This is a genomic window from uncultured Allobosea sp., assembly GCF_945956895.1.
Lineage (GTDB): Bacteria > Pseudomonadota > Alphaproteobacteria > Rhizobiales > Beijerinckiaceae > Allobosea.
This window is the reverse complement of sequence record NZ_CAMFJF010000005.1, coordinates 12,937-26,271: the sequence shown is the minus strand read 5'-3', so window position 1 is coordinate 26,271 and position 13,335 is coordinate 12,937. Positions and strand designations below refer to the sequence as shown.

The 13,335-nt window shown below is 66.6% G+C and carries 9 protein-coding genes; 5 read left to right on the top strand and 4 right to left on the bottom strand.

Annotated elements, in window-relative coordinates; translation table 11 throughout:
- Positions 1 to 99 precede the first annotated feature (99 nt).
- The 3 genes from Q0Q02_RS04725 to Q0Q02_RS04715 all read left to right on the top strand — a co-directional run bounded on the left by Q0Q02_RS04725 (position 100) and on the right by Q0Q02_RS04715 (position 3,206).
- Positions 100 to 1,095, top strand: coding sequence for a tripartite tricarboxylate transporter substrate binding protein (locus Q0Q02_RS04725; protein ID WP_293807379.1), 996 nt, complete (start codon positions 100 to 102; stop codon positions 1,093 to 1,095).
- A gap of 100 nt (positions 1,096 to 1,195) precedes the next feature.
- Positions 1,196 to 1,687: a tripartite tricarboxylate transporter TctB family protein gene (locus Q0Q02_RS04720; protein ID WP_293807377.1), complete on the top strand. Its 492-nt coding sequence runs from the start codon at positions 1,196 to 1,198 to the stop codon at positions 1,685 to 1,687.
- A 13-nt stretch (positions 1,688 to 1,700) separates the two neighbouring features.
- On the top strand, positions 1,701 to 3,206 hold the full coding sequence (locus Q0Q02_RS04715; RefSeq protein WP_293807375.1) for a tripartite tricarboxylate transporter permease: 1,506 nt from the start codon (positions 1,701 to 1,703) through the stop codon (positions 3,204 to 3,206).
- A gap of 43 nt (positions 3,207 to 3,249) precedes the next feature.
- Here Q0Q02_RS04715 and ligA read toward each other — a convergent pair whose 3' ends face one another.
- A complete protein-coding gene (gene ligA / locus Q0Q02_RS04710; RefSeq protein WP_293807373.1) occupies positions 3,250 to 5,430 on the bottom strand; it encodes an NAD-dependent DNA ligase LigA in 2,181 nt (726 codons plus the stop codon).
- Positions 5,431 to 5,671: 241 nt separating this feature from the next.
- Between ligA and Q0Q02_RS04705 the strand changes: the two genes are divergently transcribed.
- Positions 5,672 to 6,463 (top strand): DUF2189 domain-containing protein, encoded by a 792-nt coding sequence (locus Q0Q02_RS04705; RefSeq protein ID WP_293807371.1) that lies wholly within the window; start codon positions 5,672 to 5,674, stop codon positions 6,461 to 6,463.
- A gap of 467 nt (positions 6,464 to 6,930) precedes the next feature.
- On the opposite strand, the gene Q0Q02_RS04700 is transcribed toward Q0Q02_RS04705, so the two are convergent.
- On the bottom strand, positions 6,931 to 8,964 hold the full coding sequence (locus tag Q0Q02_RS04700; protein WP_293807370.1) for a DEAD/DEAH box helicase: 2,034 nt from the start codon (positions 8,962 to 8,964) through the stop codon (positions 6,931 to 6,933).
- 438 nt (positions 8,965 to 9,402) lie between these two features.
- Between Q0Q02_RS04700 and Q0Q02_RS04695 the strand changes: the two genes are divergently transcribed.
- Complete coding sequence (locus Q0Q02_RS04695) at positions 9,403 to 10,224, top strand: MBL fold metallo-hydrolase (protein WP_293807369.1); 822 nt, start codon at positions 9,403 to 9,405, stop codon at positions 10,222 to 10,224.
- Between the two features lie 5 nt (positions 10,225 to 10,229).
- On the opposite strand, the gene recN is transcribed toward Q0Q02_RS04695, so the two are convergent.
- Both recN and Q0Q02_RS04685 read right to left on the bottom strand, forming a co-directional pair.
- Positions 10,230 to 11,912, bottom strand: a complete 1,683-nt coding sequence (recN, locus tag Q0Q02_RS04690) for a DNA repair protein RecN (RefSeq protein WP_293807368.1) — start codon at positions 11,910 to 11,912, stop codon at positions 10,230 to 10,232.
- Between the two features lie 71 nt (positions 11,913 to 11,983).
- Complete coding sequence (locus Q0Q02_RS04685) at positions 11,984 to 12,847, bottom strand: outer membrane protein assembly factor BamD (protein ID WP_293807550.1); 864 nt, start codon at positions 12,845 to 12,847, stop codon at positions 11,984 to 11,986.
- Positions 12,848 to 13,335 lie beyond the last annotated feature (488 nt).

Below are 13,335 nucleotides of genomic sequence, written 5' to 3'. Positions count from 1 at the left end.
CCGCGCGATCGGCTCAGATAACGCCTGTCACATCAAGGGAGCCCCGTCGCGGGCGAGGAGCGCCCGGACACTAAATCGATTTAGCGGAGGAACTGGGGAATGACCGATTTCATCGACAGGCGAACTGTGCTCAAGGGCGCGGCTGCGACCGGCGCGGCGAGCTTGATCGCGGCACCTGCCATCGCGCAGGCGAATTATCCGTCACGGCCGATCACGCTGGTCTGCCCCTGGGGTGCCGGCGGCGGCACGGACGCGACCGCGCGCATCGTCGCCCAGCTTCTGGAGAAGGACCTCGGCCAGCCGGTCAATGTCGTGAACCGCACCGGCGGCTCCGGCGTCGTCGGCCATTCGGCTATCGCGACGGCGGCGGCAGACGGCTACAATATCGGCATGCTGACGGTCGAGATCGCCATGATGCACCATCAGGGCCTGACCGACCTGAAATCGACGAGCTATACCTCGCTCGCGCTGATGAACGAGGATCCGCCGGGCGTGCAGGTCTCGGCGTCGGGTCCCTACAAGGACATCAAGGCGCTGGCCGACGCGATCAAGGCCGCCCCTCCCGGCAAGCTCAAGGCCTCCGGGACCGGCCAGGGCGGCATCTGGCACCTCGCCCTGATCGGCTGGCTCGTCGCCATGGGCCTGAAGCCGGATCATGTCGCCTGGGTGCCATCGAACGGCGCCGCGCCCGGCATGCAGGATCTGGCGGCCGGCGGCATCGATATCGTCACCTGCTCGGTGCCGGAAGCGCGCGCGATGATCGATGCGGGCAAGGCCAAATCGCTGGCGATCATGGCGAGCGCGCGCAACCCGCAATTCAAGGACGTGCCGACGCTCAACGAGACGCTGGGCATCAACTACTCGATCGGCGCCTGGCGCGGCATCGGTGCACCGAAGAACCTGCCGCCCGAGATCGCAGCGAAGCTGACGGCGGCACTGAAGAAGGCCTTCGACTCGAAGGACTACCAGGACTTCATGAACGCCCGCGGCTTCGGCATGAAGTTCGCGGATGGGCCGGGCTTCGCCTCCTTCATGGCCGCAAGCGATGCCTCCATGGCCTCCGCCATGAAGGCGGCGGGGCTCGCCAAGGGCTAAGCTACACGCGCAAGTCGTCCCGGGCGACCGAAGGGAGACCCGGGATGACCGCGTGGTTCCGTGCAAATGCCTGAAAGCGCGAGTTGCGAGACGCTCCAGCATGTTGTTGTCAGATCGTATTTCCGGCTCCGCCATCGCCGCGCTTGGAGCCGTCGCCTTCTTCTACGGCTCGAAATTGCCGCCCGTACCGGGTCAGCAGGTCGGCCCCTCCGCCTTTCCGATGGTTGTCGGTGCCGGGCTCGTGATCTGCGGCAGCCTGATCGTCTTCGGAATCGGCCGGCATTTCGAGGAGGTCGCCGAGGCTGACGTGGTCAGTCACGCGACGCCGGAGGAGCTCGTGCCGGTGCCGGCCTGGCGCAACTGGCTGGCCCTGCTGCCGCCAGCTTTGCTTGCCTTCTACGCGCTGGCCTCGGAGCCGCTCGGCTTTCTGCCGACGACCGCGATCATGGTGCTGCTTTGCAGTCTCGCCTTCGGAGCGAAGCCGAAGCTTGCGGTACCGCTCGCGATCATCGCGCCCTTCATGATCAACCTGATCTTCCTGAAGCTGCTGCGCGTGCCGCTGCCCGGCGGCATCCTGCCCTTCCCCTGGTGAGCGAGGCCTGACGATGGATACCGTCATCAAGGCCTTCGGGCTCGTCTTTCAATTCGATGTGATGATCGCGGTCGTCGCCTCCGCCTTCTACGGGCTGACGGTCGGCGCGCTGCCCGGCCTCTCCGCCACGATGGCGACGGCGCTTCTGGTGCCGGTCACCTTCTATCTCTCGCCGATCGCGGCGATCGCGACGATCATCACGGCCTCCGCCATGGCGATCTTCTCCGGCGACATTCCGGGCTGCCTGCTGCGCATCCCCGGCACGCCGGCCTCCGCCGCCTATACTGACGAAGCCTATGCGATGACGCGCAAGGGCCAGGCGGAGACGGCGCTCGGCATCTGCCTGTGGTTCTCGGCGCTGGGCGGCATCGCCGGCACGCTCTCGCTGATGCTGATCGCGCCGCTTCTGGCCGAGATGGCCCTGTCCTTCTCGACCTACGAGAATTTCTGGCTCGCCATGCTCGGCCTGATGTGCTCGACGCTGGTGGCGCGCTCCTCGCCGATCAAGGCGATCGCGGCGATGCTGCTCGGCCTGCTGATCACCTGCATCGGCATCGACAACCCCGGCGGCGTGCCGCGCTTCACCTTCGGCTCGACCGATCTCCTGGGCGGCATCGAGGTGATCCCGGCACTGGTCGGCGTCTTCGCGCTGGCCGAGGTGATGCGCTCGCTGACCGAGAAGGATCCGCCGAAGATCGAGAACCGCAAGCTCGGTTCGATCCTTAAGGGGCAGTGGAAGCTCACCAAGGAATATCCGAAGCAGCAGACGCGCGGGAACATCGTCGGCATCATCATCGGCGTGCTGCCGGGCGCCGGCGCCGACATGGCGGCCTGGGTCAGCTACGCCATGGCCAAGCGCTTCTCGAAGACGCCCGAGAAATTCGGCACCGGCCATCCGGAAGGTCTGATCGAGGCCGGCGCCTCCAACAACGCCTCGCTCGCCTCGGGCTGGGTGCCGGCGCTGCTCTTCGGCATCCCCGGCGACACGATCACCGCCATCGCCATCGGCGTGCTCTACATGAAGGGGCTAAACCCCGGGCCGACGCTGTTCACCAGCCAGGCCGAGAGCATGTACGCGCTCTATATCATCTTCATCCTCGGCAACATCATCATGATCCCCTTCGGCATCATCATGATCCGGCTGGCGAGCAAGGTCGTCGGCGCGCCGCGTTCGGCGGTGATGCCGGTGATCATGATCTTCTGCGCGGTCGGCGCCTTCGCGACGGCGGGCAACAACCTGTTCGCGGTCTGGTGCGTCGCCTTCTTCGGTCTGTTCGGCTTCGTGATGGAGAAGAACGGCTATCCGGTCGCGGCGATGGTGCTCGGCATCGTCATGGGCACGATGGTGGAACAGAACTTCGTGACCTCGCTGATCAAGTCGGACGGCTCCGTGCTGCCCTTCTTCGACCGGCCGGTCTCATCCGTGCTGGCGGCGATGACCTTCGCGGCGCTGCTCTGGCCGGTTTTCTCCTGGACGCGCGACTGGCTCAGGGGGCGCGGCCGGGTGGCCGCCGCATAGAAAGATGGGTTCCGGGCCGAAAATCACGGCCCGGAACAAGCGCTCATCCCGCAGCACCCGCCCCGACGAGGTCGAACCAGCCGGCCTCGTCGATCACCTCGACGCCGTGCTTGGCCGCATCCTTGAGCTTGGAGCCGGCGCCCGGCCCGGCCACGAGCAGATCCGTCTTCGACGAGACCGAGCCTGCGACCTTGGCGCCGAGCCGCTCGGCCATCGCCTTGGCCTCATCGCGGGTCATCCGCTCCAGCGCGCCGGTGAAGACCACGATCTTGCCGGCGACGGGGCTGGCTGCGGCAACCGCCTCCAATGGCTGCGGCGAGACCTGCACCAGCAAGCGGTCGAGCAGTTCCTCATTATGCGGCTCGCCGAAAAACGCGATGAGAGCCTCGACCACGGTCGGCCCGACGCTGTCGATGGCGTCGAGTTCCTGCCGCTCGGGCGAGGCCTCGTCGGCCGCAGCGATACCGGCAGCCCTGAGCGCCTCGAACGAACCATAATGCCGCGCCAGCAGGCGCGCCGTGGTCTCGCCGATATGGCGGATGCCCAGCCCGAAGATGAAGCGGTTGAGCGGCGGGCTGCGCCGGTCCTCGATTGCATCGAACAGCTTCCTGGCGCTGACGGCGCCGAAGCCTTCCTTGTCCTTGAGCTTCTTGAGGTTCGCCGCATCGCGCTTGGCGAGCGTGAAGATATCGGCCGGTTCCCTCACGGGAAGCTCCGGATCGCTGTGGAAGAACTCGATCTGCTTGTCGCCGAGCCCGTCGATATCCAGCGCGTCGCGCGAGACGAAATGCTTGAGCCGCTCGACCGTCTGCGCCGGGCAGATTAGCCCGCCGGTGCAACGGCGTATGGCATCTTCCTTGCCGCTGCGCGGATTAAGTTCGCGCGTCGCATGGCTGCCGCAGGCCGGGCACAGCGTCGGGAACTCGTAGGGCTTCGAATCTGCCGGCCGCTTGGCGAGATCGACCGCCTCGACGCGCGGAATAACGTCGCCCGCCCGCTTCACCGTGACGGTGTCGCCGATGCGGATATCGGTGCCGTCGCGGATCGGTAGCCCCTTGGAATCGAAGCCGCGGATATAGTCCTCGTTATGCAGCGTCGCATTGGTCACGACGACGCCGCCGACCGTGACCGGCTTCAATCGCGCCACCGGCGAAAGCGCGCCCGTGCGCCCGACCTGGATGTCGATCGCCTCCAGCACGGTCGTCGCCAGCTCGGCCGGAAACTTGTGCGCGATCGCCCAGCGCGGCGCCCGCGAGACGAAGCCAAGCCGGGCCTGCAGCGCGAGATCGTCGACCTTGTAGACCACGCCGTCGATATCGTAGCCGAGCGTGGCGCGCTGGCTCTCGATCAGGCGGTACTGCGCAATCAATTCCGCCACGCTCTCGCAGCGCTTCATCAACGGATTGGTGCGGAAGCCCCAGCGCCTGAACGCCTCGACGACGCCAAACTGCGTCGGCGCCGGCAGCACCGGCATCTCGCCCCAGGCATAAGCGAAGAAACGCAGCGGCCGCGCGGCGGTGACGCTGACATCGAGCTGGCGCAGCGAGCCCGCCGCAGCATTGCGCGGATTGGCGAATTCCGGCAGCCCCTTCTCGCGCTGGCGCTCGTTGATCCCGGCGAAATCGGCATGGCCGAGATAAACCTCGCCGCGCACCTCGGCGATCTCAGGCACATCCGGCCCGGCAAGCCGCCCGGGGATTTCGGAGATCGTGCGGGCGTTGAGCGTGACATCCTCGCCCTCCTCGCCATCGCCACGCGTCGCGGCCGCGACCAATTCGCCCTTCTCGTAGCGCAGCGAGAGCGAGAGCCCGTCGATCTTGGGCTCGGCCGTGAAGGCGATACCGCCCTCCTCCTCCTTCCGTCCGAGGAAGCGATAGACGCGGGCCGCGAACTCGGCGACAGCCTCGTCCGAGAAGGCATTGTCGAGCGAGAGCATCGGCACGCGATGCCGGATCTTGGCGAACTTGCCGGAAGGCCTGGCGCCGACCTTGGCGCTGACATCGCTCTCCTGCTTCAGCGCGGGAAAGGCCTCTTCCAACGCGACGAGCCGGCGACGCTTCGCGTCATAGGCCGCGTCGTCCATGATCGGCTGATCGTCCTGGAAATAGGCGTCGTTCGCAGCCTGCACCTCGGCCGCGAGCAGTTTGTGCTCGGCCTTCGCCTTGCGCGGCGTCAGCGCGGCGATCGGCGTTTCGGAGGGGGCGGAATCTTCAGCGTCGCTCATGGCACAGCATTAGGCGAGATGGTCATGACGAGGAAGGGCAGGAACCGACGCTTCGGCTGCGGCTCAGGACGAGGGCCATGCCTCGCAGGCCGCTCACATCCGCGCGAAAGCCTGCGACAAATCCGGCGTTCGCGCGTATAGTTTCGGGGCTGAGAATTGGAAGCTCGACGCCGCAGGCTGTTGACGCCAAGGTTCATGTCGACAGCTGCTGGCGAACCGGGCCGGAACCGGGAGTTACGCCATGGCCAATCTCGACGGCACCGTCCATGACATTGTTTCGATCTCGCAGCCGCGCGTCAGGACCATCACCACGCACGACCTGACCGAGGCGCTGCGACGCGGCTGGGAAGACTTTCTGGCGCAGCCGAGCCATCTTGTGTTCATCGCCGTGATCTATCCCATCGCCGGCATCCTGCTGGCACAGCTCACCGTGAGCTACAACATCTTCCCCCTGCTCTTCCCGCTGCTCAGCGGTTTCGCGCTGATCGGCCCCTTCGCCGCGATCGGGCTTTACGAGGTCAGCCGCCGGCGCGAGAAAGGCTTGGATTCGTCCTGGGTCCACGCTTTCGAGGTGCTCCGCTCGCCCTCGATCAAGCAGATCATCCTGCTCGGCGGCATGCTGACCGGGCTTTTCCTCGCCTGGCTCTTCATCGCGTGGTTCCTCTATCGCGGCATCCTCGGCCTGCCGGCCGATGTCTCGACCACCGATTTCCTGCGGGCGTTGTTCACCACCGCCGATGGCTGGATCATGATGGTGATCGGCAACGCGGTCGGGCTGTTGCTGGCGATCCTCGCCTTCTCGATCTCGGTGGTGTCTTTCCCGCTGATCATCGACCGGCATGTCGATGCGCCGACAGCGATCCGCACCTCGATCGCCGCCGTCGAGGCGAATCCGCGCGTGATGATGTATTGGGGCCTGATGGTGACCGGATTGCTGGTGCTCGGCTGCCTGCCGGTACTGGTCGGCCTGGTCGTGGTCATGCCGGTGCTCGGCCATGCCACCTGGCATCTCTACCGCAAGGTCGTCGGCTGAGAGCACAACCGTCATTCTCGGGTGGGGTGCAGCCTCGACCCGAGAATATCATGCCGAAAGGCGCTGCTTTCCGAGATGCTCGGGTCAAGCCCGAGCATGACGCCGGCCTCATCTCCAAAGCCCCAGCGGGAACCTTTAAGCCGTAAACCGGGTTCCCCCCCTGCCAGATCGAGCCGCGAGGCTCCATTCCGTCAGGGGGCTTTTCATGAACAACATCATCTATCTCGTCGGCCTCGTCGTCGTCGTCCTCGCCATTCTGTCCTTCCTCGGCCTACGCTAAGGATTGGAATGGGAAAGCGTCCCCACGGGCAACGACTTGAGGCGCACCGATCTTCAAAGAAATAGCGCCGTCATCCCGGGCCAAGCCCGGGATCCATCCCAGAGCGCAGAGCCCTACGATAGATCCCGGATCTGCGCTGCTTTGCAGCTCGTCCGGGATGACGGCGCGTTTATGTAAAGGCTGAAGCTCAGCCGCGCGGGCCGCCGCGCGGCTTGCCCTTGCCGAAGGGCTTGCCGCCGGCCGGGCGCCCACCTTCGGGCTTGCCTGCGAAAGGCTTGCCGGTGAAGGGCTTACCCTTCCCCTCATACGGCTTCTTGAACCCGCCACCGCCGGGCTTGCCATCGTCGCGGCGTGGCGGGCGCGCGTCGTCGCGCGGCGACCTGCTGTCGGCGCGATACGGCTTGCGCTCGTCGCTCCGCGGCTCGCCGTCCCTCGGCTGGAAGCGCGGCCGCTGCGGCCTGCCCTCGGCAGCCTGGTCGTCGCCCCAGCTCCGGCGCGGCGCAGCCGGACGCTCGGCCTTATCGGAGAAGGACTTCGCAGGGCGGCGCTCGGCCTCGGTCGTCGGCTCGATCACGATCTTGTCGCGATCCGGGATACGGACCGACTCGTAGAAGCGCTCGGCGACATCGGCATCGATCTCGACCTTGGTCTCGCGGTCGAAGATGCGGATCGCTCCAACCTCGTCGCGCGTGATCCGCCCGCGGCGGCACAGCATCGGCAGAAGCTGGCGCGGATCGGCGCCCTGCTTGCGGCCGATATCGAGACGGAACCAGACGGTGTCGCCACGCGGCCCGGCGGGCTTGCGCGGACGCTCGCCATCCTCGCCCTCGTCACGTCCCGCGCCGAACGGACGGCGCTTGGCGGCATAGTCTTCGTTCGTCCGGACCGGGCGGCGCTCGTCGCGGCCGAAACCGGGATCGCCGACCTCTTCCGCCGCCGGCAAACGGGCGCGATAGAGTCGCACCAATGCGGCGGCGATATCGCGCGCCTCGCGCCCGGCCATGAGGGCATCGATCATGCCGGCATCGTCCTCGGCCCCATCGCCGTTGAGCAGCGGATCGGAGAGCAGGCGCTCCTGGTCGAGGACCCGGATCTCCTCCTCCGTCGGCGGGCCGATCCACTCGGCCTCGACCTTGGCTTCCATCAGCAGGCGCTCGGCCTTGCGCCGGCGCGACTGCGGCACCAACAGCACGCTCGTGCCCTTGTTGCCGGCGCGGCCGGTGCGGCCCGAGCGATGCTGCATCACCTCGGAATCGTTCGGCAGTTCCGCGTGGATGACGAGGTCGAGCCCCGGCAGATCGATGCCGCGTGCGGCAACGTCGGTCGCGACGCAGACCCGCGCCCGGCCATCGCGTAGCGCCTGGAGTGCGGCGTTGCGTTCGTTCTGGCCGAGTTCGCCCGAGAGCGCGACGGAGGTGAAGCCGCGCTCCAGCAGGATCGCCTCGAGATGGCGCACGGCGTTGCGGGTGTTGCAGAAGACCAGCGCCACCGGCGCATCATGGAAGCGCAGCAGGTTGACGACCGCGAGCTCGGCCTCCTTCGGGAAGACCCGCACGGCCTTGTAGGCGATATCGGCATGGCCGCGCCGGGTCGCTTCCACCTCGATGCGCAGAGCGTCGCGCTGGTAGCTCTGCGCGAGCTGGACGATCGCCTTCGGGAAGGTCGCGGAGAACAGCAGGCTGCGGCGGCTCTCGGGGGCCGTCTTCAGGATGAATTCGAGATCGTCACGGAAGCCGAGATCGAGCATCTCGTCGGCCTCGTCGAGGACGACCGCCTTGAGCGCGGAGACGTCCAGGCGGCGGCGCTCGATATGATCGCGCAGCCGGCCGGGCGTGCCGACGACGATATGCGCGCCCTCGTCGAGCAGCATCGCCTCGCGGCGCGGGTCCATGCCGCCGACGCAGGAGATCACCCGCGCGCCAGTCTGGGCATAGAGCCAGGCGAGTTCGCGCTGCACCTGCAAGGCGAGTTCGCGCGTCGGCGCGATGATCAGCGCCAGCGGCTCAGCCGCGGGGCCGAGCTTCTCGGCGGTGCCCAGCAAGGTCTCGCCGATGGCCAGTCCGTAGGCGATGGTCTTGCCGGAGCCGGTCTGCGAGGAGACCAAGAGGTCGCGCCCGCGAGCGGCGTCTTCGAGGACGGCGCTCTGCACCGGCGTCGGGTCGGAATAATTGCGATCGGCGAGCGCGCGCGCGAGCGGCGGGCTCGTGAGAGAAAAGGACATGCGATATGGGCCTAAAGGTTGCGGCGTAAGATGAAGGAACGGCGCGAAGCGTGGGCGATGGGTTCAGGCGGCACTAGATAATCGGACCGAAAAGTGGAATTCACTTTTCGGAAAATCCGATGCCAAAACAAATAATCAGATCGCTCCCCCGGCGTCCGGGAGGACGCATGGCGATCTAACGGGCAGCTGCACCATCGGATGACGGCAGCTCATAAAGCAAAGCGATACAAAAGGAAATGCGGCATTCCCGCGCCCCGCGCAGGGCTGAGCCGGGCCGGACGCGCCTTGCCACCAGCCCGGCGACGCCGCTAACCGTCATTGCGAGCGCAGCGAAGCAATCCAGGGAGGACCGGGCTCAACGTCTCACCCTGTCCTCCCTGGATTGCTTCGTCGCTTTGCTCCTCGCAATGACGGCTGATGCCGAAGCGGAGAACGGCCATGGTCCAGCATTCCCGCCGCATCGGCGCCTACGAGATCCAGGTCCTGCATGACGGCGTCTTCGAGGCGCCTCTCGATGTCCTCATCCACGCCGATGGCGAGGCCGCTCGCGACGAGGCGGTCGCGCGCTGGGGTAAGCCGAAGATCAGCATCACCGTGAACTGCTTCGCCCTGAAGGGGCCGGACGGGATCACGTTGATCGATGCCGGCACCGGCCCGTCCTGGGGCACGGCGATGGGCCATGCGCCCGCCGCCATGGCAGCCGCGGGCATCGCGCCGAAGGATGTCACCCATGTCCTGATCACGCATCTCCATGGCGACCACGCGCTCGGCCTGTTCGACGGCGACAAGCCCTTTTTCCCGAATGCCGAGATCATCGTGCCCGAGGCCGATTTCGGGTTCTATGGCGACGAAGCCAACCGCGCACGGGTGCCGGAGAAGAAACAGGGCGCCTTCGCCATCACCGCAACGCTGAAGAAACACTATGCCGGCCGCGTCCGCGCCGTCCCGGCTGGCGAGGCGCGGCCCGGCATCTCGTTGATCTCTCTGCCCGGCCATACCTTCGGCCATAGCGGCTACCTGATCGAGGGCAAGGACGAGAGCCTGCTGCTCTGGGGCGATGCGCTGCATCTCTCCGATCTCCAGGCTTCCGACCCCGATATCGGCTTCGTCTACGATTTCGACGCCGCGACCGCGCTGGCTTCCCGCCGCGGCATCCTGGAACGCGCCGCGCATGAGAACTGGCTCGTCTCGGGCGGCCATGTCGAGGGTTTCAGGCGCGTACTCAAGAAAGGCGCAGGCTACGAATTGCAGCCGTCCTGAGGCCTTCAGCCGCGCAGGCCCGCCGCCTGCAGCAGACGCCCGGCCGCAGCGCGCGCCTCCTCGGTGATCGAGGCACCGGCCAGCATCCGCGCGATCTCCTCGCGCCGCGCCTGATCCTCGAGCGCCGTGACCCGCGTCACGGTGCGCGAGGCCTCGCCCTCCCCCGCCGATTTGGCGATCAGGAAATGCTGCCCGGCCTTGGCCGCGACCTGCGGCGCATGAGTGACCGAAATCACCTGAACCTGGCCCGCGAGCCGCGCCAGCCGTTCGCCGATCGCATCGGCCACCGCGCCGCCGACGCCGGTATCGATCTCGTCGAAGACCAGGGTCGGTGCCGAGCCGCGCTCGGCCAGAACGACCTTGAGCGCCAGCATGAAGCGCGAGAGCTCGCCGCCGGACGCGACCTTCATCATCGGCCCCGGCCGGGTACCGGGGTTGGTCTCGACCCAGAATTCGACCTTGTCGAAGCCTTCCGGCCCGCGTGCGTTCTCGTCGCTATCGATCCGTGTGATGAAGCGCGCCCGCTCAAGCTTGAGCGGCGGCAACTCGGCCTTCACGGCCGCATCGAGCCGCGCCGCAGCCGCCTGGCGAGCCTGCGACAGGGCCTGCGCCAATCCAACGAAGGCAGCCTCGGCCTCGTTCAATTCCTTTTCGAGTCGGGAGAGCGAGGATTCGCTCTCGTCCAACGCGGCAAGATCGCTCGCCATCGTCGCCGCCAGGACTGACAAGCCATCGACCGGCACATCGTATTTGCGCCCGGCGGCCCTGAGCGCGAACAGACGCTCCTCGATGCGCTCCTGCTCCCGCGGATCATATTCGGCCGCGCGCATTGCGGCGGCCAGCGCCTCGCCTGCCTCTTCCAGCGCGACGATTGCAGTGTTGAGCGCCGCGATCGAGGGATCGACCAGCTCCGGGGCCTGACTTGCCCGGCGCTCCAGCCGGCGCAGTACGGCGGCGAGCGTCGGCACGGCGGAGGATTGGCCGCCGACGGCCTCATAGGCTTCGCTCAGATCGCGCGCGACCTTCTCCGCCTGCATCATGCCCTGGCGGGTTGCGGCAAGCGCGTCCTCCTCACCCACCCGCGGCGCGAGCTTGCCGAGCTCCTCCACGGCATGGCGCAGGAAATCCGCCTCCTTGCGCGCGGCTTCCACGCGCAGTCGCTGCGATTGCAGGGCCTGCCGCGCCCGCTTCAACGTCTCGCTCGCGCCGGCGACAGCTTCGGCCTGCGCTTCCAGCCCGCCGAAACCGTCGAGGATCGTGCGGTGCTGCGCCGGATCGGTCAGGGCGCGGTCGTCATGCTGGCCGTGGATCTCGACGATCGCGGCGCCGACCATGCGCAGGATCTGCACCGAGACCGGCTGGTCGTTGATGAAGGCGCGGGTACGGCCATCGGCATATTGCACGCGGCGCAGGATGAGATCGCCATCGGTGTCGATTTCCTGCGCCTGCGCGAGCTTGCGGGCGGGATGGGTCATCGGCAGGTCGAACACGGCGCTGACCTGGCCTTGAGCCTCGCCATGGCGCACGAGCGAGCCGTCGCCGCGCCCGCCGAGCGCCAGCGCGAAACCGTCGAGCAGGATCGACTTGCCCGCGCCGGTCTCGCCGGTGAGCACGCTCAGCCCCTCATGGAAGCCGAGATCGAGCCTGTCGATCAGGACGATGTCGCGAATCGAGAGCTGCGCCAGCATCGGCGCTCAGCCCCGTCGTCGAAATTGGCAGGATCGCCCGTGGCCCATCATGCGAGGGGCGTCCTTCCGCGTCAGAGACTGCCGATCCCGATGATGCCGCCGACCGTGCGCGAGAACCCCTGGAAGGCGCGGCTGATATAGGAGCCACGATCCTCGCGTGGCTCCAGGCCACCGCTCTGCAGCAGCGCATAGGCGTCCTTGTACCACGGGCTGTCGGGGAAGTTGTGCCCGAGCACGGCGGCCGCCGTCTGCGCCTCGTTGGTGATGCCCATCGCCATATAGACCTCGGTCAGGCGCATCAGCGCCTCCTCGACATGGCGGGTGGTCTGGTACTTGATGATGACTTCGCGGAAGCGGTTCACGGCGCCGGTGTAGTTGCGCTTCTCCAGATAGTAGCGCCCGACATTCATTTCCTTGCTGGCGAGCTGATCCTTGGCCACCAGGAGCTTCTCGCGGGTATCGACCACATATTCCGACTTCGGATAGGTGACGATGAGATGCTCCATGGCCTGGATCGCCTGGCCTGTCCGCTCCTGGTCGCGGGTCGCGTCCGGGATCTGGTTATAATAGGACATCGCCAGAATGTACTGCGCGTAGGCGGCGTCGGGGCTAGCCGGGTTCTGCGCGATGAAGCGCTTCGAGGCGGTGATCGCCTCTTCCCATTTCGAGGCCTGGAAATTGGTATAGGCCGTCATCAGCAGGCCCTTGCGGGCATAGGGCGAGAACGGCGCGGTCTTGTCGATATCCTCGAACCTCTTCGAGGCGCCCTCGCTATCGCCGTTCTGCAGGCGGGCAAGACCTTCGTTGTAGAGCTTGTCGGCCGGCGTCGGCGGCGTCAGGTCCGGCTTGTAGACCTCGGGCTTGTCGAAGGGATTGAGCGACGACAGGGTATCGCAGCCGCCAAGCAGCATGGCGGCGCCCAACGCAAGGGCGATGCCCCTGCGCGGCGAAAGACCGCGATGGATTGCCGGAAGGCCTTGCCGCGTCACGCTCACGTCGTCCGTCCTCTTTCGATCGTCCCTCAAGCATCGGACCGAAAAGTGGAAGCCACTTTTCGAGGCAATCCGATGCTGAAACCAAGAGCCGGATCGCCACTTTGCGTCTGGTAGGACGCATGACGATCCAGCCTCCGGGAAGCATGCCTTACCCCAGACGCTTCCCCCGCGCCACTGCCGAAAATCGGTTATGACGTGATTCCGCATCGCTGCGGCATCTGGGACAAAAAACCGGCGATTGGAAGGCGAAGCCGCGTCTCGCCGCGCTTGGAGACTGCTTAAGAATACCGTGAGCCCTCATCCTGAGGAGCCATTTCGTTAGAAATGGCGTCTCGAAGGATGTTCACCGAGGCTCCGGAACCATCTGGAGCATCCTTCGAGACGCCGCTTCGCGGCTCCTCAGGATGAGGGCTTTAACCTCCAACCGG

Excerpts from the sequence above, each read along its gene's own strand:
- Q0Q02_RS04705 (WP_293807371.1), top strand. The coding sequence starts at position 5,672 with ATGGCCAATCTCGACGGCACCGTCCATGACATTGTTTCGATCTCGCAG.
- Q0Q02_RS04695 (WP_293807369.1), top strand. The coding sequence starts at position 9,403 with ATGGTCCAGCATTCCCGCCGCATCGGCGCCTACGAGATCCAGGTCCTG.
- Q0Q02_RS04725 (WP_293807379.1), top strand. The coding sequence starts at position 100 with ATGACCGATTTCATCGACAGGCGAACTGTGCTCAAGGGCGCGGCTGCG.
- Q0Q02_RS04700 (WP_293807370.1), bottom strand. The coding sequence starts at position 8,964 with ATGTCCTTTTCTCTCACGAGCCCGCCGCTCGCGCGCGCGCTCGCCGAT.
- Q0Q02_RS04720 (WP_293807377.1), top strand. The coding sequence starts at position 1,196 with ATGTTGTTGTCAGATCGTATTTCCGGCTCCGCCATCGCCGCGCTTGGA.
- recN (WP_293807368.1), bottom strand. The coding sequence starts at position 11,912 with ATGCTGGCGCAGCTCTCGATTCGCGACATCGTCCTGATCGACAGGCTC.
- ligA (WP_293807373.1), bottom strand. The coding sequence starts at position 5,430 with ATGAGCGACGCTGAAGATTCCGCCCCCTCCGAAACGCCGATCGCCGCG.
- Q0Q02_RS04715 (WP_293807375.1), top strand. The coding sequence starts at position 1,701 with ATGGATACCGTCATCAAGGCCTTCGGGCTCGTCTTTCAATTCGATGTG.